This is a genomic window from Streptomyces sp. NPDC002125 (assembly GCF_053593715.1).
The window spans coordinates 61,228-81,617 of record NZ_JBSFDD010000005.1 but is presented as its reverse complement, the minus strand read 5'-3'; the positions used below and the strand labels follow the sequence as shown (position 1 = coordinate 81,617).

The following is a 20,390-nucleotide window of genomic DNA, read 5'->3' as shown; positions in this document are numbered from 1 at the left end:
CCGGGGCCCCGCTCCTCGGTTGCCGGAGGGGCTTGATTTGTTCTGCTTGGTCACCTCGGGGGCAGTGGGGGCCTGCGCAGGTCCGGGGCCGAGTCGTAGCCGGGGGGTGTGGCCGCAGGGTGGGCGCCCAGGAGGTCCAGGGCGACCCTGACCGCGTCGTCCAGTACCGCGTGGCGGCCCTCCGCCCAGTCCAGAGGGGTGCGCAGTGCCTCCAGGTCGGGCTCGACGCCGTGGTTCTCGACGGACCAGCCGTACGCGTCGAACCAGGCCGCGTTCATCGGCACCGTGATCACCGTGCCGTCGCCCAGCCTGTGCCGCCCGGTCATGCCGACCACACCGCCCCAGGTGCGCTGCCCCACCACCGGCCCCAGGTTCAGCAGCCGGAACGCGGCCGTGATCATGTCGCCGTCGGAGGACGTCGCCTCGTCGGCGAGCGCCACCACGGGCCCCCGGGGCGCGTTGGAGGCGTACGAGACGGCCTGGGCGTTGCGGGTCAGGTCCCAGCCGAGGATGGTGCGCGTGAGTTTCTCCAGGACCAGCTCGCTGATGTGCCCGCCTGCGTTGCCCCGTACGTCCACGATCAGGGCCGGGCGCGAGACTTCCAGCCGCAGGTCCCGGTTGAACTGCGCCCAGCCTGATCCGCCCAGGTCGGGGATGTGCAGATAGCCGCACTTCCCGTGGCTCAACTCCCTTACGACCTCGCGGCGTTTGGCCACCCAGTCCTGGTAGCGCAGCGGCCGTTCGTCGACCAGCGGGACGATCGCGATCCGGCGGGACCGTCCGCCGTGCTCGCCCCCCGCCGGGCGGAACGTCAGCTCGACGGTGGTGCCGCCCGCCGCCGTCAGCAGCGGGTACGGGCCCGCCACCGGGTCGACGGGCCGGCCGTCCACATGGGTGAGGACGGCGCCCTCGCGGATTCCCGTACCGGCGAGCGGCGAACGCGCCTTGGAGTCCGACGAGTCGCCGGGCAGGATGCGCTGCACCGTCCAGTCCCCTTCCCGGCAGACGAGGTTGGCGCCCAGCAGCCCGATCGCCCGCTGGTAGTGCGGGGGGCCCTCGTTGCGGCGGGCGGGCGAGACGTACGCGTGCGAGGTGCCCAGTTCGCCCAGGACCTCGCGTACCAGATCGGCGAACTCGTCGGGTGAGGAGACCCGTTCGACCAGCGGACGGTACTGGTCCAGTACGCCCTCCCAGTCGATGCCGCACATGTCCGGCTCCCAGAAGTAGGAGCGGATGATGCGCCCCGCCTCCCCGTACGCCTGGCGCCACTCGGCCGCCGGGTCGACGTCGTGCAGGATGCGGCGCAGGTCGATGTAGACCGTGGAGTCGTTGTCACCGGGCTCGTTGGACGGTACGGCGCGCAGCTCGCCCTCGTCCATGACGACCAGCCGGGTGGCGTCGCCGCTGACCGCGAACCAGTCGAGGTCGCCGACCAGTTCGGTCTTGCGGGCCTTGGCGATGTTGAAGTGCTCCAGGGTGGGCCGCCCCGACATGTCCGCCGGGTTGGCGAACGTCTCGCCCAGCGCGCCGGAGATCGGCCAGCGCAGCCAGACGAGACCGCCGCCGCTGACCGGTTGCAGCGCGGAGTACTTGGACGCCGACACGGGGAACGGCGTCACCCTGTTCTCCAGGCCCTCGAACTCCACGGTGACGGTCGGCCCCTCGACCGCGCCGTCGGGGATGTCCACGGGGTCCAGGCCGCCTGCCGCGGGCCGCCCGTCGGGGAGCAGGGCGAAGGGGGACGGGGTAGCCGAGGACAGGGGCACGAGATAGGGCCGGCAGCCCAGCGGGAACGAGAGGTCGCCGGTGTGGACGTCGTACACCGGGTCGAATCCACGCCAGGAGAGGAAGGCGAGATAGCGGCCGTCGCCGGTGAAGACCGGGTTCTCGTCCTCGAAGCGGCCGTTGGTGACATCCACTATCACCGGGGCGCCCGGGCCGGTGATCCTGGCCAGCTTGATCTGCCGCAGCGACCGGCCGACGCCGGGGTGCGACCAGGTCAGCCAGTGCCCGTCCGGCGAGAACGCCAGATCGCGGACCGGGCCGTTGACCGAGCGGATCAGCTCGGTGACGCGGGACCCGTCGGCGTCCGGCGGATCGAGGGCCCCCGGCAGACCGAGAGCACCCGGCGGGGCGAGGGTCCTGGGCGGGGCGACGGCCTTGGCCGGCTCCGGATCGCCGGTGGTGCTGGTGGTGCCGGTGGTGCCGGTGGGCTCCGTGGCGTCGGCGGCGGCTCCGGAGGGCTCGGCTTCGGCTGGCCCGGACGGCTCCGCCTCGTCGACGGTCTCCCCGGGCGGGGAGTCCCCGGCCAGGTCCAGCGTCTCCTCCTCGTCCGTGACGTCCAGCAGCAGGAGCCGCCCGTCGTTCGACGCGATGGCCAGCCGCTCGCCCTCCGGGTCCGAGATCAGCTCGTGGACCCTGCCCAGCCGGCCGGCGGCCAGTCTGCGCGGCGGGCGGTCGCCGCTGGCCCGGGGGAGGTAGGCGATCTCGACGGCGTCCTCGCCCTCCGCGTCCGTGACGTACGCGACCTGGCCGCTGCTGCCGAGCATCTCGGGCAGCCGGACGCGCACGCCCGGGGTGTCGGCGATCGTGCGGGCGGGGCCGTCGCGGTGCGTGAGCCAGTACAGGCTGCCGCGCACGGAGACGGCGCTCGCCCGGCCCGTCTCGTCCACGGACAGCGAGTCGACATGGCTCGCCGCGGGCACCTGGTACGTACGCCGTCCGGTCCGGGGCCCGCCGAGCCTGACCTCCAGCTTCCTGGGCACCGCCCCGGGCGACTCCAGATCGTCGACCAGCCACAGATCGCCGCCGCACTGGTAGACGATCCGGCTGCCGTCGCTGGAGGCGTGCCGGGCGTAGAACGCGTCGTGGTCCGTATGCCGGCGCAGATCGGTGCCGTCCATCAGGCAGGAGTACAGATTGCCGACGCCCTCGTGGTCGGAGAGGAACGCGATCCGGCGCCCGACGAACATCGGCGCGTCCAGATGCCCGCCGATGTCCGGCAGCAGGCGCTTGCCGTGCAGCCACAGCCGGCCCATGGCGCCGCCCCGGTAGCGCTTCCAGGCCGCCGGCTCGTGCGGCGGCTTCCCGGTGAGCAGCAGGGTGCGCCGTTCGCCGTCGATGTCGGCGACCGCGATGTCGGAGACCGGACCCCAGGGGAGCTTGCCGCCGGGGCTGCCGTCGGTGGGGACGCTGTAGGCCCAGGAGAAGTACGAGAACGGCTGGTTGTGCGAGGACACGGCGAGGATCTGGGAGGAGTCGCCCGGGTCGGGGCTCCAGCCGCAGACCCTGGCGTCGGTCGAGCCCCAGTAGGTGAGTCTGCGGGCGGGCCCGCCCTCAACCGGGGCGATGTGGATCTCTGGGTCGAGCGTGCGCCAGGTCGTGTAGGCGATACGGCTTCCGTCGGGCGAGAAGCGCGGATGGCTGACTCTGGTCCGGTCGACAGTCAGCCGCCACGCCCGCCCCGGCCGCTGTCCGGCCGGGGCGAGGGGGGAGACCCAGAGGTCGTCCTCCGCCGCGAAGCAGAGCAAGTCCTTGTGGATGTGCGGGAACCGGAGATACGCGACGTCGTCACTCACCCTCCAATGCTTTCCGCGCGAAGGGCCCGCGGCAACTTGTGGTGCACGACACAAGCGAAACAGTCTCGTTTCGTTCAGGGAGGGAGTACCTTCGAAGTGTACGAAACCGTTTCGTTCCGCTAGTTGATCTTCGACTGGCGTACCATCCAGCAGGCGCAATTCAAGAGGAGGTCGACCCATGGCACGCAGCCGGCTCACGCCCGAACGCGAGAGCGAGCTGTACGCCGCTGTGCTCGATCTGCTCGGCGAGGTCGGCTATGAAGCCCTGACCATGGACGCCGTTGCCGCCCGAACCCACTCCAGCAAGGCCACCCTCTACCGCCAGTGGGGGAGCAAGGCCGAACTCGTCGTCAAGGCACTCCGGCACAACAAGCCGGTGCAGCTCGGCGAGATCGACACCGGCTCGCTGCGCGGAGACTTCCAGGCCGCGCTCCTGCGGACCGACGACTGCCAGATGGAGAAGAGCTCCGCGCTGATGCGGGGACTCGGCCAGGCGGTCCACAGCAACCCCGATCTGCTCCAGGCGCTGCGTGAGCTGATGATCGAGCCGGAACTCACCGGTCTCGGACTGATGATCAGGCGGGCCGTCGACCGGGGTGAGGTCCGTCCGGACAATCCGGCGGTCTCCTATGTCCCGCACATGATGATCGGTGCCTTCGCCGCTCGTGAGCTGGTCGAGGGCCGCCCCGTCGACCAGGCGTTCCTCACCGACTACGCGGAAGCCGTGGTGTTCCCCGCCCTCGGCGTCTGACGTCCCCTTTTTCCCGTACGACCCGTCTCCCCGACGCTCCACCTGACACGCCGCTCTCGTCGTCGGGCTGGTTCCTTACGCCCAATTCCACTCAACGACCTGACCGGGAGTACCCCTCCGTGGCTACATTCCTGTACAAACTAGGACGGCTCGCCTTCCGGCGCCGCCGTTATGTCGCCCTGATCTGGGTGGCGCTGCTGGCGCTGGCCGGGTTCGGCGCCTCCTCCGCGGCCACCGCCACCTCCAGCTCCTTCTCGATCCCCGGCACGGAGGCCCAGCGGGCCTTCGACCTGCTGGAAGAGCGTTTCCCCGGCGGCAGCGCCGACGGCGCGACCGCCCGGGTCGTCTTCCAGGCGCCCGAAGGCGAGAAGGTCACCACGGCCGCCAACAAGGCCGAGATCCAGGACATCGTGGGCGAGCTGAAGTCCGGCTCGGACCAGGTCGCCTCCGTCGCCGACCCGTACACGGCGAACGCCGTCAGCAAGGACGGCTCGACCGCGTACATCTCCGTGTCGTACGAGGTCAGCTCCATGGAGCTGACCGACGCGACGCGTGAGGCGCTGGAGGACGTGGGCCACGACGCCCAGAGCAGCGGAATGAAGGTGGAGATCGGCGGTGACGCCCTCCAGGTGATGCCGGAGACGGGGGTCACCGAGATCATCGGTGTCGCCATCGCCGCCGTCGTCCTGGTCATCACCTTCGGCTCGCTGATCGCCGCCGGGCTCCCGCTGCTGACCGCCCTCATCGGTGTGGGCATCGGGGTCTCCACGATCACCGCGCTGGCCAACGTCCTGGACCTGGGCTCCACCACCTCCACGCTCGCGATGATGATCGGCCTCGCGGTCGGCATCGACTACGCGCTCTTCATCGTCTCCCGCTACCGTGCCGAACTGGCCGAGGGCCGGGAACGCGAGGAAGCGGCCGGGCGGGCCGTCGGCACGGCGGGCTCCGCCGTCGTCTTCGCCGGTCTGACCGTCGTCATCGCGCTGGCGGGCCTCGCCGTCGTCAACATCCCGATGCTGTCGAAGATGGGCTTCGCCGCCGCGGGCACGGTCGGGATCGCCGTGGTCATCGCGCTCACCCTTGTCCCGGCGATGCTGGGCTTCGCGGGCAAGCGGGTCATGGGGCGCAAGGCGCGCAAGGCCGCCGAGGCGGAGAACAAGCCCGATGCGAAGCCGAACATGGGCACCCGCTGGGCGCGGTTCGTGCTGCGCAAGCCGGTGTGGGTGCTGCTGGCCGGAGTCATCGGTCTCGGCGCGATCGCCGTACCGGCCGCCTCGCTGGAGATGGGTCTGCCGGACGACGGCTCCCAGCCCAAGAGCACCACGCAGCGCCAGGCCTACGACATGCTGTCCGACGGCTTCGGCCCCGGGTTCAACGGTCCGCTGCTGGTCGTCGTGGACACGAAGGGCAGCGAGGACGGCAAGACCGCGGTCGACCGGGTCTCCCAGGAGGTCGAGGGCATCGACCACGTCGTCGCCGTCACCCCGGCCGTCTTCAACAAGGCCGGCGACGCCGCGACCATCACGGTCGTCCCGAAGGACCGGCCGAGCTCCGTCGACACGGAGAACGTCGTCCACGACATCCGTGACGCGGGCGTGGCCATCAAGGGCGACACCGGCGCGGAGGTGCTGGTCACCGGCGCCACGGCGATGAACATCGACTTCTCGGAGAAGATGAACGACGCGCTGCTGCCGTACCTGGCGCTCGTGGTCGGCCTGGCCTTCCTGCTCCTGATGGTGGTCTTCCGCTCCATCCTGGTGCCGCTCAAGGCGGCCCTCGGCTTCCTGCTCTCGGTCGTCGCGGCCCTGGGCGCGGTCGTCGCGGTCTTCCAGTGGGGCTGGCTCGCCTCGCTCTTCGGGGTCGAGCAGACCGGTCCGATCATGAGCATGATGCCGATCTTCATGGTCGGTGTGGTCTTCGGTCTCGCGATGGACTACGAGGTGTTCCTGGTCACGCGGATGCGTGAGGCGTACGTCCACGGGGAGACGCCCGGACAGGCGATCGTCACCGGCTTCAAGCACGGGGCCCGGGTGGTCACGGCAGCAGCCGTGATCATGATGGCCGTCTTCGCCGGCTTCATCGGCTCCAGTGAGTCGATGATCAAGATGATCGGCTTCTCGCTGGCCATCGCCGTCTTCTTCGACGCCTTCGTGGTGCGGATGGCCATCGTGCCCGCGGTGCTCGCCCTGCTCGGCAAGCGTGCCTGGTGGCTGCCGCGCTGGCTGGACCGTGTGCTGCCCAACGTGGACGTCGAGGGTGAGGGCCTGCGCAAGGAGCTCTCCGACGGCCCGGCCGAGGGCGGCGGCGAGCGGGAGCTGGTCCGCGTCTGACCCACGGCTCGCGTCATATGAGCCGCATGAACCCCGGGGTCCGCGTCTGAGCGGAACGCGGCCCCGGAGCACCGGTTACCTGTGGGGACGGGGGACCGGGGCGACAGAGAGCCCCCGTGCACGCGGCACGGGGGCTTTCGTCGTGCCCGGGGTCAGGCGCGTGAGGCGGGGGTGGGGGTGGCCGGGGCGGCGGCCGGCGGGCGCTTCGGGCTCCTCGCGCGGGTCCGCGACAGGAAGCGGATCAGGGGAGCGTTGTCGAACTGGAAGACGGCGACGCCGTCCGGCGCGTGCAGCTCCAGCACCACCTGGGCCCGGCCGCACGGCCAGACCCGTATGTCCCCACGCGTCACGGGGGAGCGCATCCCGCGCTCCAGCAGGTCGAGGCCGAAGGCCCAGTCGACGCCGCCGGGAAGCCGGACGTGGACGGTGCGCGGTTCGGCCGGGTCGCAGCGCAGCTCGACGGGGACGAGCCGGGGGTCGGGGCCGTCGGTGATGAGCCGGGCTCGGGCGTGTTCTTGGATCACGAGGGACATGGCCGGCTCCTCCTGTGTGAAAATCTCTCCCCCTAATGTCCCATATATTCCCATTTGGGCATGTTGGGGGTCGCGCTAGTTGTCATCACTGCGCTCTTGCGAACCCTTTGCAAGAGCGCTCTATAGTGGAGCGTTTTCCGACCCCGCCAGCAGTAACGCCCGAAAGCGGAGCCACTCCATGCATGTACCCGACGGATTCATCAACGCACCCGTCTCCGCCGTCGCAGGTGTCGTCGCCGCAGGTGCGGTCGCCGTCGGTCTCCGCGGTGCCCGGCGTGAACTGGACGAACGGACCGCTCCGCTGGCGGGGCTCGTCGCCGCGTTCATCTTCGCCGTGCAGATGCTGAACTTCCCGGTCGCCGCCGGTACGAGCGGACATCTCCTGGGCGGGGCGCTGGCGGCGATCCTGGTCGGGCCCTACACCGGGGTGCTCTGCATAGCCGTGGTCCTGCTGATGCAGGGCATCCTCTTCGCCGACGGCGGTCTCACCGCGCTCGGTGTGAACATCACGGTGATGGGCGTCGTCACCGTCGTCGTCGCCTACGGGCTCTTCCGCGGGCTGACCCGTGTGCTGCCCCGCGGCCGCCGTTCGACGACCGCCGCGGCCTTCGTGGCCGCGCTGGTCTCCGTACCGGCCGCCGCCGTCGCCTTCACCCTGATCTACGCGATCGGCGGGACCACCGACGTGCCCATCGGCAAGGTCCTCACCGCGATGGTCGGCGTCCACGTCCTGATCGGCATCGGCGAGGCGGCCATCACCGCGCTGACCGTCGGCGCCGTCATCGCCGTACGCCCCGACCTCGTGCACGGCGCCCGTGGACTCGCCGCCCCGCTGAAGCTCCGCGTCGACGGTGAGCTCGTCGACGCCCCGGCCGCCGCGCCCGAGCCCGCCCCGGCCGCCGCACGCTCCACCCGCAAGGTCTGGGCCACCGGCCTGGCCGCCGCCCTCGTCCTCGCGGGCTTCGTCTCCTTCTACGCCTCCGCCGACCCCGACGGCCTGGAGAAGGTCGCCGCCGACAAGGGCATCGACGAGAAGGTCCAGGAACACGGGGCCGCCGACTCCCCCCTCGCCGACTACGGCGTCAAGGACGTCGGCAACGCCCGGCTCTCCGGCGGCCTCGCCGGAGTGATCGGCGTCGGTGTCACCGTCGCCGTCGGCAGCGGCGTCTTCTGGGCGGCGCGCGGTCGCCGTACGCCCGGGGAACCCGCCACCCGCACCACCGAGTCCGTCTGACATGGGCGCCGGCCACGCGCACAAGCTCTACCGGGACGGGCACTCGCCCGTCCACCGAATGCCCCCGCACTGCAAGCTCGCCGCCGTCCTCTGCTTCGTCGTGGTCGTCGTGTCCACCCCGCGCGAGGCCGTCTGGGCCTTCGCGCTCTACGCGGTGCTGCTCGCCGCCGTCGCCGCGACGGCCCGCATCCCGGCCGGATTCCTGCTGAAGCGCCTGGTCATCGAGGTGCCGTTCGTCGCGTTCGCGCTGCTGATGCCCTTCGTGGTGCCCGGCGAGCAGACCGAGCTGCTCGGGATCTCCGTCAGCGTCCCCGGACTCTGGGGCGCCTGGAACGTCCTCGCCAAGGGCACCCTCGGCGTGGCCGCCTCCGTGCTCCTCGCCTCCACCACCGAGCTGCGGGCCCTGCTGCTCGGCCTCCAGCGGCTCCGGCTGCCCCCGATGCTCGTCCAGATCGCCTCCTTCATGATCCGGTACGGCGATGTCGTCACCGACGAGCTGCGACGGATGTCGATCGCCCGCCGCTCCCGTGGCTTCGAGGCCCGCGGCGTACGGCACTGGGGCGTCCTCGCCAAGACGGCGGGCGCCCTCTTCATCCGGTCCTACGAACGCGGTGAGCGCGTGCACCTCGCGATGGTCAGCCGCGGCTACGACGGCACCATGCCGGTGATCGACGAGGTGACCGCCACCCGCACCCAGTGGGCGCACGCCGCGGCCCTCCCCGTGCTCGCCCTCGTCGTGTGTCTGCTGGGATGGACCCTATGAGCCTGCCCACCGCCCCCGTGCCCTCCCTGGAGGTCAGCGGCCTCGCGTACGCCTATCCCGACGGCCACCAGGCCCTCTTCGGTGTCGACCTGACCGTGGCCCGCGGCGAACGCGTCGCGCTCCTCGGCCCCAACGGCGCGGGCAAGACCACCCTCGTCCTCCATCTCAACGGCATCCTGGACGCGGGCGCCGGAAGCGTCCGCGTCGCCGGACTGCCCGTCGCGAGGAAGAACCTCGCCGAGATCCGCCGCCGTGTCGGCATCGTCTTCCAGGACCCCGACGACCAGCTCTTCATGCCGACCGTCCGCGAGGACGTCGCCTTCGGTCCCGCCTCGGCCGGGATGCGTGGCCCCGAGCTGGAGGAACGCGTCATGACGGCGCTCCGGCGTGTCGGTATGGAGGAGTACGCGGCACGGCCGCCGCACCATCTCTCCTTCGGCCAGCGCCGCCGGGTCGCCGTCGCCACCGTCCTCGCCATGGAGCCGGAGATCCTCGTCCTGGACGAGCCGTCCTCCAACCTGGACCCGGCGTCCCGCCGTGAACTCGCGGACATCCTGAGGTCCCTGGACGTCACGGTGCTGATGGTCACCCACGACCTGCCGTACGCCCTCGAACTCTGCCCGCGCGCCGTCATCCTCAGCGAAGGGGTGATCGCCGCCGACGACCGCACGCAGGATCTGCTCTGCGACGACGCGCTCATGCGCAGGCACCGGCTGGAGCTCCCGTTCGGCTTCGACCCGCGTTCCGTGGCCGTTCCGCGTCCGTGAACAGATGGTGACCCGGCACCCGTTCCACCTGCGGCGCGATGCACCATGGGGGGATGAGCGGGAGCACGGGAACAGGCGTGGACGTACGGGGCACGGTGGCGCCGGGATTCGAGGCGGTACGGGACGCTTTCGTCCGTAACTTCGAAGAGCGCGGGGAGCGGGGAGCGGCCGTCGCCCTCTACCGTCACGGCCGCAAGGTCGTGGACCTGTGGGCCGGCACGAGAGATGTGGACGGCGCCGAACCCTGGGCCGTCGACACCGTGCAGATCGTCCGCTCGGCCGGGAAGGGCGTCGCCGCCGCAGTGCCGCTGCTGCTGCACCAGCGCGGGCAGGTGGACCTGGACGCGCCCGTCGGCACGTACTGGCCGGAGTTCAAGGCGAACGGCAAGGAGCGCGTCCTCGTACGCCATCTCCTCGCCCACCGCGCCGGACTGGCCGCGCTCGACGGCACGCTGACCCCCGCGCAGGCGGCCGACCAGGTCTCCGGGCCGCGGGCGGTCGCCGCCCAACAGCCCCTGTGGGAGCCGGGAACGGACCACGGCTACCACGCCCAGACCTACAGCTGGCTCATCGGCGAACTGGTGCGCAGGGTCACCGGGCGCACCATCGGCCGCTGGATCGCCGAGGAGATCGCCCGGCCGCTCGGCCTGGACTTCTGGTTCGGGCTCCCCGAGGACGAGGCGCACCGGATCGGGCGGATCGGGCCCGTCGAACCCCCGCCGGCCGGGAACGGCGGCACCCTGCGGATGCGCCCCAAGCGCTCGGTCGTCGAGGCCTACGCCGACCCGGCCTCCCTCACCCGCCGTGCCTTCGGCGCGATCGACCCCTTCCCCGACGAGAACGACCCGGCCTACCGCGCCGCCGAACTCCCCGCGTCCAACGGGGCCGCCACCGCGCGGGGCCTCGCCCGCTGTTACGCCGCGATGATCGGCGAGGTCGACGGACAGCGGCTGTTCGCCCCCGCCACCCTCACCCTGGCCCGCACCGAGGAGTCCGCGGGCCCGGACCGGGTGCTGGTCGTCAACACCCGTTTCGGCCTGGGCTACATGCTGCACGGCCCGGCCGCCCCGCTGCTCGGGCCCGGCTCCTTCGGACACCCGGGCCGGGGCGGCTCCCTGGGTTTCGCGGACCCCGAAACGGGCATCGCGCTCGGCTATGTGACGAACGGTCTGCAGAAGGGAGTCACCGCCGACCCCCGGGCCCAGGCCCTGGTCAGGGCAGTACGGTCGGCCCTATGACTCCTCCACGCTTCCACGGGTACGCCGCACTCCTCACGGGCGCGGGACAGGGCATCGGCGCGGCCACCGCCCGACGGCTCGCCTCGGAGGGCGCGGCCGTCCTGGTCACCGACCTGGACGGGGACCGCGCCGCCCGCACCGCCGCCGCGATACGCGAGGCGGGCGGCACCGCCGAATCCCTGGCCTGCGACGTCGGCGACCGGGACGCGGTCGACGCGGCGGTCGCCCACGCGGCCGGTGTCTTCGGCCGGCTCGACGTCCTGGTCAACAACGCCTACGCCAACCACGACGACGCCGCGCTCTTCGAGGACGAGGACGACGAACCCTGGGCCCACACCCTCGACATCACGCTGAGCGGCCCCTACCGCTGCTCGCGGGCCGCCCTGCCGCACCTGGTGGACTCCGGCCGGGGCGCCATCGTCAACATCGGCTCGGTCAACGGCGAACAGGACTTCGGCGGCCACGCCTACAGCGCCGCGAAGGCGGGCCTGACGAGTCTCACCCGTACGCTCGCGGGCCACGCGGGACCGCGTGGTGTCCGCGTCAACCTCGTCGCGCCGGGCACGATCCGCACCGAAGCATGGGCGGGCCGGGACGCGGCGCTGGAGCGGGCGAGCGCCCTCTACCCGCTCGGCCGGATCGGCGAACCGGAGGACATCGCCTCGGCCGTCGCCTTCCTCGCCTCCCGGGACGCGGCGTGGATCACCGGCACGACGCTGCGGGTGGACGGCGGGCTCCTCGCCGTGAACACCGGTTTCCGGGCGGCGATGAGCGAGGAGGACTGAAAAGGGTTCGCCGGGGCGGGAGAAGGCTGTCTAGCCTGCCCGGATGACCGACCACGAACGCACCGGGCACGACCGCACCGGCCACGACCTCGCACGCCACGAAAGCACCGGCCACGCAGGCGCCGACGACGTCCTCGCCGACGCCCGGATCATCGACCACGGCCTCGCGGACCGGGCCGGCCGCATGTCACCCTGCGCGGGGTGGACGGCGACAACTGGCGTGCGGTGGCCGACATCGCGCCCCTGGACGGCCAGCGCGACCACGCGCCCGCGCTGGCCGCCCGCTACCTGCTGCTGACCCTGCACGAGGACACCTGGCACTCGCTCGCGGTCTACGGGGACGAGACCGTGACCGGGCATGTGATGTGGGCCCGGGACGACGACGGCTCGTACTGGATCGGCGGGATGCTCGTGGACGGCCCCGAGCAGGGCAAGGGCCTCGGCCGCGCGGCCGTGCGCACGCTCGCCGGGTGGCTGGCGCGGCGCGAGGGCTGCGAGGTGATCCGGCTCTCCTACGAGCCCGGGAACACGGCGGCGGCCCGCCTCTACACCTCGCTCGGCTTCCGGCCGACGGGCGATCTGGAGGACACCGAGGTGGTCGTGGAGCTGCCGGCCGCGCTCGCCGGGTGACCGCGCCGTACGGTCCCGGGCCCGCGAGGTCACCGGCCGGAACTGACGTGCTCAACTCGTGTGCAGCATCAGGCCGATGCCCACCACCATCAGCCCGGCCGCCGCGATCCTCGGAGCGCCGAACCGCTCCTTGAAGAACAGGGTGCCTATCGCGGCGCCGACGATGATCGAGGACTCGCGGAGCGCGGCGATGGGCGCGAGGGGCGCCTTCGTCTGCGCCCACAGGACGAGCCCGTAGGCGGCCACCGACAGCGCCGCCCCCAGGAGCCCCCGAGCGGCGAACGGGGTGAGCTGGCCGACCAGTTGTCCCCGCCGGCGCCAGAACGCGTAGGCCGGGATGGCGATGCCCTCCAGGATCATCAGCCAGGCGACGTAGCCCAGCGGTGTCCCGGAGGCGCGCACCCCGACACCGTCGACCGTGGTGTATCCGGCGATGGCCAGACCGGTGGCCAGGGCTGCCAGGACCGCCGGTCCGTGCGGACGCTTCCCCGAGCCGCGGATGCCCCAGAGCGCCAGCCCGACGAGCCCCGCCGAGGCCACCGCGACGCCCGCCGTCGCCCAGCCGTCCGGGCGCTCCCCGACGAGGACGGCGGCCAGCACCGTCACCACCAGCGGGGCCGTGCCCCTGGCGATCGGATACATCTGGCCGAAGTCGCCCAGCGTGAACGAGCGCATCAGCAGCAGCATGTACGCCACGTGCAGGGCCGCGGAGACCAGCAGATACGGCCAGGCACCGGCGGCCGGCAGGGGCGCGAAGCAGGCCAGCAGGGCGCCGATCAGCGCCCCGCCGCCGGAGATCAGGGTGAAGGACAGCAGCTGGTCGCGGATGGCGTGGGCGATGGCGTTCCAGCTGGCGTGCGTGATCGCGGCGGCCAGGACGGCCACCGCCACCAGCGGGGTCACGCGGACTGCTCGCGCACGTCCACGAGGGTGCCGCCGGCGAGCTCGATCAGCGTGGCGGGTTCGGTCCGGAACACGGCGTGCGGATGGCCCGCCGCCGCCCACACGGCCGGGTGCGCCAGCAGCCCCCGGTCGGCCAGCACCCTGGTCTTCGTACGGTGCCCGAAGGGCGGTACGCCGCCGATCGCGTAGCCGGTGGTCTCCCGGACCAGGTCCGCCCTTGCCCGGCCGACCTTCCCGGCGCCCAGCTCGCTCCGTACGAGCTCCACGTCCACCCGCGAGGAGCCGTCCATCAGCACCAGGACCGGCACGCCGTCGGCCTCGAAGATCAGGGACTTCACGATCTGGCTGAGCTCGCAGCCGATCGCCGCCGCCGCCTCGGCCGCGGTGCGGGTGGCCTCGGGGAAGCGGCGTACCTCGACCTGGAGGCCCAGCTCCCGCAGGGCTTCGGCGAAACGGGGGTGGGCCTCGGAGGACGGGGCGGCGGCCGGGATACCGGTGGTGTCGGAAGTACTCATGCCCCGCACGCTACTGAACGGGGCCTCGGCCGGACCACAGGCTTTCGGCTGCCTGTGCCGGTCGTCACCGCGGGTCAGCCGCTGAGTTCGATCAGGGTTCCCACGTTCCGCGCCCGAGCGGCGTCGATCAGCAGCCGGGCCACGGCCAGGTCCTGGAGGCCGACGCCCACCGAGTCGAAGAGTGTGAGCTCGGTGTCCGAGGTGCGGCCGGGCTTCACTCCCGCGAGTACCTCGCCGAGTTCACAGCGGAAGTCGTCCTCGGTGAGCGCGCCCTCGGCGAGGGGTATCAGGACCTCTCCGGACTTCGCGCGGGCCGTGGACCAGGCATCGACGACGATCCGGCAGCGCACCACGCCCGCCGTGTCGATCTCCCGGTGGTCGGGGCGCGGCGGGGCGCCGACGGCGTTGATGTGCTGGCCGGGGGAGAGCCACGCGCCCTCGACGAGCGGCTCCCGGGACGGCGTCAGCGTGCACAGGACGTCCGAGGACTCCGCCACCTCGCGCGGCCCGGACAGCACACTCGCCTTGATCCCGAGCTCCTGGGTGATCCAGGTGGCCAGTTCCGCGCTCCGGCCCGGGTGGCGGCCCCACAGCACGACCCGTTCGTAGGAGCGGCCCGGCAGCAGGGCGAGGGCGTGGGCGCGGGCCAGCGGCCCGGTGCCGACGAGCCCCAGGACACGGGAGTCCTGACGGGCGAGGGCCCGGGTGGCGACGGCGGTGGCGGCGGCGGTTCTCGCACGGGTGATCCCGGCGCCGTCGAGGAGCGCCTCGCACGCCCCGGTCTCCGCGGACACCGCGAGGACCGACGAACGCTGCACGGGCAGCCCCACGGCGCGGTTGGAGGGGAGGTCGGCCAGCAGCTTCACCGTGGCGAGACCGGCCGGGGCGGAGGCGGAGGCCATCGCGAGGAAGGTCCCGTCCGACCCCGGGAACGGCATGGCCGGAGGGGGCGGCAGAACGGCTCTGCCCAGGGCGAGATCCAGGTGGCACTCCGCCACCGCCGCCTCGATCTCCTCGCCCACGTCGGCGAGCAGGGCGGTGATGTCGGAGCGGGTCAGGATCAGCGTCATCTCGTAAGTCCTCTGTTCCTCAAGGGGATTCGTGGGGGTGGTGGCGGCCCGGCCGCCGGCCCGCCGGTCAGCTGCCGCGCAGGAAGGGGACGGTCAGTCCCGAGGGCGCCCGGCTGCGGCCGACGAGGCCGCTCACCGCCAGCAGCGCGATGACGTACGGGAGCGTCGTCAGCAGCGGCGCGGACAGATGCAGTCCCAGTGCGGGCGCCACGAACTGGAGCGACTGCGCCACACCGAAGAACAGACAGGCCACGATCGTGGGCCAGGCCCGCCAGCGGCCCGCGATCACCGCGACGACCGCGAGATAGCCGATGCCGCCGGTCATGTTGTCGCTGAAGGCGTGCACCTCCGACAGGGCCAACTGCGCCCCCGCCAGGCCCGATACGGCGCCGGTGAGCAGCACGGCGGCGAACCGTACGGTCCGCACCGGAAGGCCGCAGCGGTCCGCGGTGGTCGCGTCCTCGCCGATCGCGTCGACCGCGAGACCCCACCCCGTACGCCTGCTGAACCCCAGGGCGAGGCCGCCGGCGATGAGGAAGGCGGCGTAACCGAGGGCGGTCTGCTCGAAGAGGGCGGGGCCGAGGACGGGGATGTCGTGCAGGAGGGGCACGGCGACGGGGTCGAACCCGGGCACCGAGTCGGCCGACCCGTCGCCGAACAGCACGCGCGAGCCGTAGGTCGTCGCGCCGAGGGCCAGGGCGTTCGCCGTGATGCCCGTGACGATCTGGTCGGCGCGCAGGACGACGCTGAGCAGCGCCTGGAGGCCCGCGAAGAGCAGCCCGGCGGCGAGGGCCGCCAGCACGCCCACCTCCGCGCTTCCCGAGGCCAGGGCGCCGGCCGCGCCCGCGAAGGCGCCGGTCAGCATCATTCCCTCGACGGAGAGGTTGAGCACGCCGGCGCGTTCGCTCAGCAGCTCTCCCGACGAGGCCAGCAGCAGGGGTACGGCCAGGCGCACCCCACCGGAGGCGAGCTCCTCCACGACGGCACTCATGAGCCGCTCCTGTCACGTGTGGTGGTGAACATGGCCGCGGCGACGAACAGGACGAGCAGGCTCTGCACGATCTGTACGGAGGAGGCGGGGACCTCCGCCGCGAGCTGGAGGTTGATGCCCCCGTTGGTGAGGAATCCGAAGAGGAGCGACACGGCCGCCACGGCGGTGAGCGAACCCCGGGCGAGCAGTCCCACCACGAGTCCGGAGAAGCCGTAGCCGGAGGAGAAGTGCTCGGCCAGCACATAGGGGGCGATGGCGACGAGGCTCGCGCCCGCGAGTCCGGCGGCGGCGCCCGCGAACGCCAGACTGCCGCCCTCCAGCCGGGCCACGGGCAGTCCGAGGCGGGCCGAGGCGGCGGGGGAGTGGCCCACGGACCGCAGCCGCAGCCCGGCGGCGGTGTGCCGCAGCACCACACCGGTGAGCACGGCGGCGACGGCCGCGATCACGACGATCGCCGTCGCGGGGGACTCGATGCCGCCGATCAGCGGCAGCCGGGCCCCCTCGGGCAGCGGGGCGGACTGCGGCAGCGTCTCGGACGAGGTCACGGGCTGGCGCAGCAGCGCCTCCTCGTGGACGGCGACGGAGACGAGCCCCACGCCGATGAAGTTGAGGAGCAGCGTGGTGATGACCTCGCTGGTCCCGCGCTTCGTCCGCAGCCAGGCGGCGATCCCGGCCCAGGCGCCGCCCGCCAGGCATCCGGCGGCAAGGACGAGCGGGACCGCGAGCGCGGCCGGGGCTCCGGCGGGCAGGGTGCCGCCCACGGCGGCGGCGGCCAGGCCGCCCGCGCAGAGCTGGCCCTCGCCGCCCACGTTCACCAGGCCCGCGCGGTGGGCGACGGTGAACCCGGTGGCGATGAGGGCCAGTACGGCGGCCGAGTTGAGGGAGCTCCCGATGGCGTACGGCGATCCGAACATGCCCTCGACGAGCGCGTCCCAGGCGACCGCGGGCCGGGTGCCGGCGCCCATGACGAGCCCGAGCCCGGCCAGTCCCGCGAGGACGACGGCCAGCACGCCGACGGCGACGGGGTGCCGCAGCACGGGGACCAGGCGGGCGCCCGCACCACGCGGGGCGGAGGCGGGTGCGGGGGTCCGGGCAGGGGCCGGGGCCGGGGAGGTGGTGGACGGGGGAGGCGGTGGGGGCGGCATGGCGGCTCCTTGCGGGTTCTACGGGGCTCTACGGGGCTCTACGGGCTTGCGGGGTGCGGATGGTCGTGGGGCGCGCGGCCGGGCCGGGGAGAGCGCCGGTGGACGGGTGCTGCGGGGGCGTGTGCCGGGGCGCGGGGGTGCGGGGCGCGGGGGTGCGGGCCAGGTCGCCGGGGCGCAGGGGTGCCGGGGTGCGGGCCAGGTCGCGGGTTGCCGGGGTGCGGGGGTTGCCGGGGTGCCGGGGTTGCCGCGTCGCCGGGCGTTGGAGGGCGTGCGCCCTTCGGCCCGGCGTGCGCGCTCCCTCCGTTTCGGTCGGCGCCCGCTTCAGCGGCCTGGCGCGTCGCCGAGCGCGGACACGGGTACGCCGTCGTCCGCGCCGCCTTCGCCCTCCGCTCCGGAGTCCGAGGGGTGCGCGCCGAGCATCAGGGCGCCGATCCGTTCCCGGGCGTCCGGTTCGGACGGGTCGACGGGGCCGAGCAGCTTGCCCCGGTAGGCCACGGCGATCCGGTCGCACAGGACGAGGAGTTCGGACAGCTCGCTGGAGACCACCAGCACCCCGGTCCCCGCGGCGGACGCCTGCCGGATACGGGAGTGCACGGCGCCCACCGCCCCGATGTCCAGGCCCCGGGTCGGCTGCGCCGCGGCCAGGCAGACCAGCGGGTCGAGCGCCAGCTCCCTGGCCAGCACGACCTTCTGCTGGTTGCCGCCGGACAGCGACGACATCGGCGCGCCCGGGCCGTCCGCGCGGATGCCGTGCTCGGTGAGCACCGTCTCCGCGGCCCGTGCCATGGCCCGCCGGTCGAGGAACGCCCCGTACCGGCGGAAGCGGTCGAGCCGTCCGAGGAACAGGTTCTCGGAGACGCGCAGCCGGGGCACGCACCCCTCGTGCAGCCGGTCCTCGGGCACCACGCCCAGACCGGCCCGGCTCCGCTCGCGCGGTGCGGCGCAGGTGACATCGCGCCCGTTCAGCTCCACCTGTCCGGAGCCGGGGGCGAGCGAGCCGCCGAGCAGGGCCATGAGCTCGCTCTGCCCGTTGCCCTCCACCCCGGCGATCCCGACGATCTCGCCGAAGCCGACGTCCAGACAGACCCCGTCGAGCGCGTGGGTCCCGTCGGGGCGCCGCACGCTGACCTCACGCAGGCGCAGCGCCTTCGCCGCGCCGTCCCGGACGGCACCGGCGGGCTCCCGGACGGCACCGGCGGGCTCCCGGACGGCACCGGCGGCATCGGTCACGTCCTCGGCGCCGGACGCCTCATCCGGGGTGTCCCCGTCGAGCGACGGGGTGTCCCCGTCGAGCGCCAGACCGATCGTCCCGGCCAGGCCCGCCCCGAGCGAGTCGGCGGGCCTGCCGATCATCAGCGGGACCAGCCGTTCCGGCGGGAGTTCGGACAGCGGGCCGCCGCCGGACACCCGCCCCGCGCGCAGCACGGTCGCGGCGTCCCCGGCCCGTGCCGCCTCCCCGAGTTTGTGCGTCACCAGCACCACCGCGTGCCCCGCCCCCGCGATCCGGCGGCAGGTCTCCAGCAGCGCGTCCGTCTCGGCGGGCCCGAGCACCCCGGTGGGCTCGTCCAGGACGAGGAGCCGGGGCTCGCGCAGCAGCGCCTTGACGATCTCGGCGCGCTGGCGCACCCCGACGGGCAGCTCGCTCACCCGTGCGTCCAGGTCGAGTTCGAGCCCGTACTCCTCGCGCACCCGGGCCACCCGCCGCGGCAGGTCCCGCAGTCGCAGCAGGCGCAGGTTCTCGCCGACGGTCAGCGTCGGTACGAGGCTGAAGTGCTGGTGCACCATGGCGATCCCGGCGGCGAGCGCGTCGGCGGGCCTACGGGGGGCGTAGGGCGAGCCGTAGAGGCGCAGGCTGCCCTCGTCCGGGACCAGCGAGCCGCCCACCATGTGGCAGAGGGTCGACTTGCCCGCCCCGTTCTCCCCGAGCACGCAGTGCACGGTGCCGGCGCCGACGACGAGGTCCACCGAGTCCAGGGCGCGCCCCGCGCCGAAGGACTTGGTGAGCCCGGATATCTCCAGTGCGGGAGCGGCGGCGTTCATCGGGTGGTGATCTCGCCGGCCGTGATCTTCCGCTTCAGCTCGTCGAGCTTCTGGGTGACCGCCGGGTCGGAGGTGTCGCAGAGCACGATGTCGTTGTGCGGGTCCTCGAAGGTCAGCCCGAAGTGGACGGCCTCGGCCTTCCAGTCCCCGGCGACCAGGTGGTCCACCGCGTACTCGATCTCCGCGCCGATGTCCGTCTCCACATATCCGGCGTAGGCCGGGTCGGACCCGCACTCGTGGGCGATCGGGCCGCCGATGAGCGCTCCGTCGCGCTGGCCGGCGGCCTGGGCGACCCCCTTGTGGCCGAGGTTGAGGATCTGGCCCAGGACGTCCGCCCCGGCGCCGAAGTCGGCGAGTGCGGACTGCTTGGCCTTGGCGACGTCGTTGAAGTCGCCGACGTACTGCGGGGCGAGGACCTTCACCTTGGGGTCGGCCGCGCGGGCGCCGTTGTCGAACTCCTCGGCGGCGTTCACGATGGCGGGGAGTTCCGCCCCGCCGATGAAGCCGACCGTGCCGCTCTTGGAGAGCAGCGCCGACGCCGCCCCCGCGAGGAACGCGCCCTCGGCCTGCTGCGGGTCGTACAGCGAGAGGTTCGCGAGCGGCTTGCCGTCGGCGGGGCCCCCGATCTCGGCGAACTTCACCTGGGGGAAGCGCGCCGCGACGTTGCGCACGTCGGCGTCGGTCTGCCCGCCGAGGGAGATCACGAGGTCGGAGTCGGTGGCGAAGCGGACCAGCGCCTTCTCGTAGTCGGCGGTCGCCACCTGCTCGACCTTGCTGAACTCCACCGTGTCCGCGTGCTTCTTCGCCGCGCGCTGGTAGCCGAGGTACGCCGAGCCCATGAAGCCGTCGTCGGAGAGCGAACCGGGGAAGAGGACGCCGACCTTGAGCTTGCCGCCGTCGTCCTCGCCCCCGGCCGAGGCGGAGCCGCCGCAGCCGGACAGCAGGAGCAGCCCCGACATGACGGAGGCGGCGACGGTGACGGGGGAGAGGAGCGTTCGGGATGGTGCCACTGGGATGCCTCCAGGAGACGGGGCCCGCGAGCCAGTTAGTGGTATACCGCTATGGCGCCCCAGTTTCCGGGTCGTTTGTTGCCGTCGTGTTAGCGAGCGGTTAG

General features: G+C 72.9%; 16 protein-coding genes and 1 pseudogene. 8 read left to right on the top strand and 9 right to left on the bottom strand.

Going from position 1 to position 20,390, the window contains the following annotated elements:
• Positions 1-50 precede the first annotated feature (50 nt).
• Positions 51-3,578 carry a S41 family peptidase gene (locus ACWCQM_RS10605; protein ID WP_450914914.1) on the bottom strand — a complete coding sequence of 1,176 codons (3,528 nt, stop codon included), beginning with the start codon at positions 3,576-3,578 and terminating at the stop codon, positions 51-53.
• A 178-nt stretch (positions 3,579-3,756) separates the two neighbouring features.
• Between ACWCQM_RS10605 and ACWCQM_RS10600 the strand changes: the two genes are divergently transcribed.
• Positions 3,757-4,329, top strand: coding sequence for a TetR/AcrR family transcriptional regulator (locus ACWCQM_RS10600; RefSeq protein ID WP_450914913.1), 573 nt, complete (start codon positions 3,757-3,759; stop codon positions 4,327-4,329).
• A 119-nt stretch (positions 4,330-4,448) separates the two neighbouring features.
• On the top strand, positions 4,449-6,662 hold the full coding sequence (locus tag ACWCQM_RS10595; protein ID WP_450914912.1) for an MMPL family transporter: 2,214 nt from the start codon (positions 4,449-4,451) through the stop codon (positions 6,660-6,662).
• A gap of 152 nt (positions 6,663-6,814) precedes the next feature.
• On the opposite strand, the gene ACWCQM_RS10590 is transcribed toward ACWCQM_RS10595, so the two are convergent.
• A complete protein-coding gene (locus tag ACWCQM_RS10590) occupies positions 6,815-7,195 on the bottom strand; it encodes an SsgA family sporulation/cell division regulator (protein WP_450914911.1) in 381 nt (126 codons plus the stop codon).
• 178 nt (positions 7,196-7,373) lie between these two features.
• On the opposite strand from ACWCQM_RS10590, the gene ACWCQM_RS10585 reads away from it, so the two are divergent.
• The 6 genes and pseudogenes from ACWCQM_RS10585 to ACWCQM_RS10560 all read left to right on the top strand — a co-directional run bounded on the left by ACWCQM_RS10585 (position 7,374) and on the right by ACWCQM_RS10560 (position 12,612).
• Positions 7,374-8,429, top strand: a complete 1,056-nt coding sequence (locus ACWCQM_RS10585; protein ID WP_450914910.1) for an energy-coupling factor ABC transporter permease — start codon at positions 7,374-7,376, stop codon at positions 8,427-8,429.
• A gap of 1 nt (position 8,430) precedes the next feature.
• Positions 8,431-9,192, top strand: a complete 762-nt coding sequence (cbiQ, locus tag ACWCQM_RS10580) for a cobalt ECF transporter T component CbiQ (RefSeq protein ID WP_450914909.1) — start codon at positions 8,431-8,433, stop codon at positions 9,190-9,192.
• Positions 9,189-9,959, top strand: coding sequence for an energy-coupling factor ABC transporter ATP-binding protein (locus ACWCQM_RS10575; protein WP_450914908.1), 771 nt, complete (start codon positions 9,189-9,191; stop codon positions 9,957-9,959). Before cbiQ ends, ACWCQM_RS10575 begins: the two co-directional genes overlap by 4 nt.
• A gap of 77 nt (positions 9,960-10,036) precedes the next feature.
• On the top strand, positions 10,037-11,197 hold the full coding sequence (locus tag ACWCQM_RS10570; RefSeq protein ID WP_450915263.1) for a serine hydrolase domain-containing protein: 1,161 nt from the start codon (positions 10,037-10,039) through the stop codon (positions 11,195-11,197).
• Positions 11,194-11,982, top strand: coding sequence for an SDR family NAD(P)-dependent oxidoreductase (locus ACWCQM_RS10565; protein WP_450914907.1), 789 nt, complete (start codon positions 11,194-11,196; stop codon positions 11,980-11,982). The genes ACWCQM_RS10570 and ACWCQM_RS10565 overlap by 4 nt, the downstream gene beginning before the upstream one ends.
• Before the next feature lie 148 nt (positions 11,983-12,130).
• Positions 12,131-12,612 (top strand): annotated as a pseudogene (locus tag ACWCQM_RS10560) (GNAT family N-acetyltransferase).
• 51 nt (positions 12,613-12,663) lie between these two features.
• On the opposite strand, the gene ACWCQM_RS10555 reads toward ACWCQM_RS10560, so the two are convergent.
• From ACWCQM_RS10555 to ACWCQM_RS10525, 7 genes are all read right to left on the bottom strand, one after another.
• Positions 12,664-13,515: an EamA family transporter gene (locus tag ACWCQM_RS10555; RefSeq protein ID WP_450914906.1), complete on the bottom strand. Its 852-nt coding sequence runs from the start codon at positions 13,513-13,515 to the stop codon at positions 12,664-12,666.
• Positions 13,512-14,030 (bottom strand): YbaK/EbsC family protein, encoded by a 519-nt coding sequence (locus ACWCQM_RS10550; protein ID WP_450914905.1) that lies wholly within the window; start codon positions 14,028-14,030, stop codon positions 13,512-13,514. The genes ACWCQM_RS10555 and ACWCQM_RS10550 overlap by 4 nt, the downstream gene beginning before the upstream one ends.
• Positions 14,031-14,104: 74 nt before the next feature.
• Positions 14,105-15,100: an ornithine cyclodeaminase family protein gene (locus tag ACWCQM_RS10545; protein ID WP_450914904.1), complete on the bottom strand. Its 996-nt coding sequence runs from the start codon at positions 15,098-15,100 to the stop codon at positions 14,105-14,107.
• 67 nt (positions 15,101-15,167) lie between these two features.
• A complete protein-coding gene (locus tag ACWCQM_RS10540) occupies positions 15,168-16,091 on the bottom strand; it encodes an ABC transporter permease (protein ID WP_450914903.1) in 924 nt (307 codons plus the stop codon).
• Positions 16,088-17,236, bottom strand: coding sequence for an ABC transporter permease (locus tag ACWCQM_RS10535; RefSeq protein ID WP_450914902.1), 1,149 nt, complete (start codon positions 17,234-17,236; stop codon positions 16,088-16,090). Before ACWCQM_RS10535 ends, ACWCQM_RS10540 begins: the two co-directional genes overlap by 4 nt.
• A gap of 321 nt (positions 17,237-17,557) precedes the next feature.
• Positions 17,558-19,276 carry an ABC transporter ATP-binding protein gene (locus tag ACWCQM_RS10530; protein WP_450914901.1) on the bottom strand — a complete coding sequence of 573 codons (1,719 nt, stop codon included), beginning with the start codon at positions 19,274-19,276 and terminating at the stop codon, positions 17,558-17,560.
• Positions 19,273-20,286 carry a BMP family protein gene (locus ACWCQM_RS10525; protein WP_450914900.1) on the bottom strand — a complete coding sequence of 338 codons (1,014 nt, stop codon included), beginning with the start codon at positions 20,284-20,286 and terminating at the stop codon, positions 19,273-19,275. Before ACWCQM_RS10525 ends, ACWCQM_RS10530 begins: the two co-directional genes overlap by 4 nt.
• Positions 20,287-20,390 lie beyond the last annotated feature (104 nt).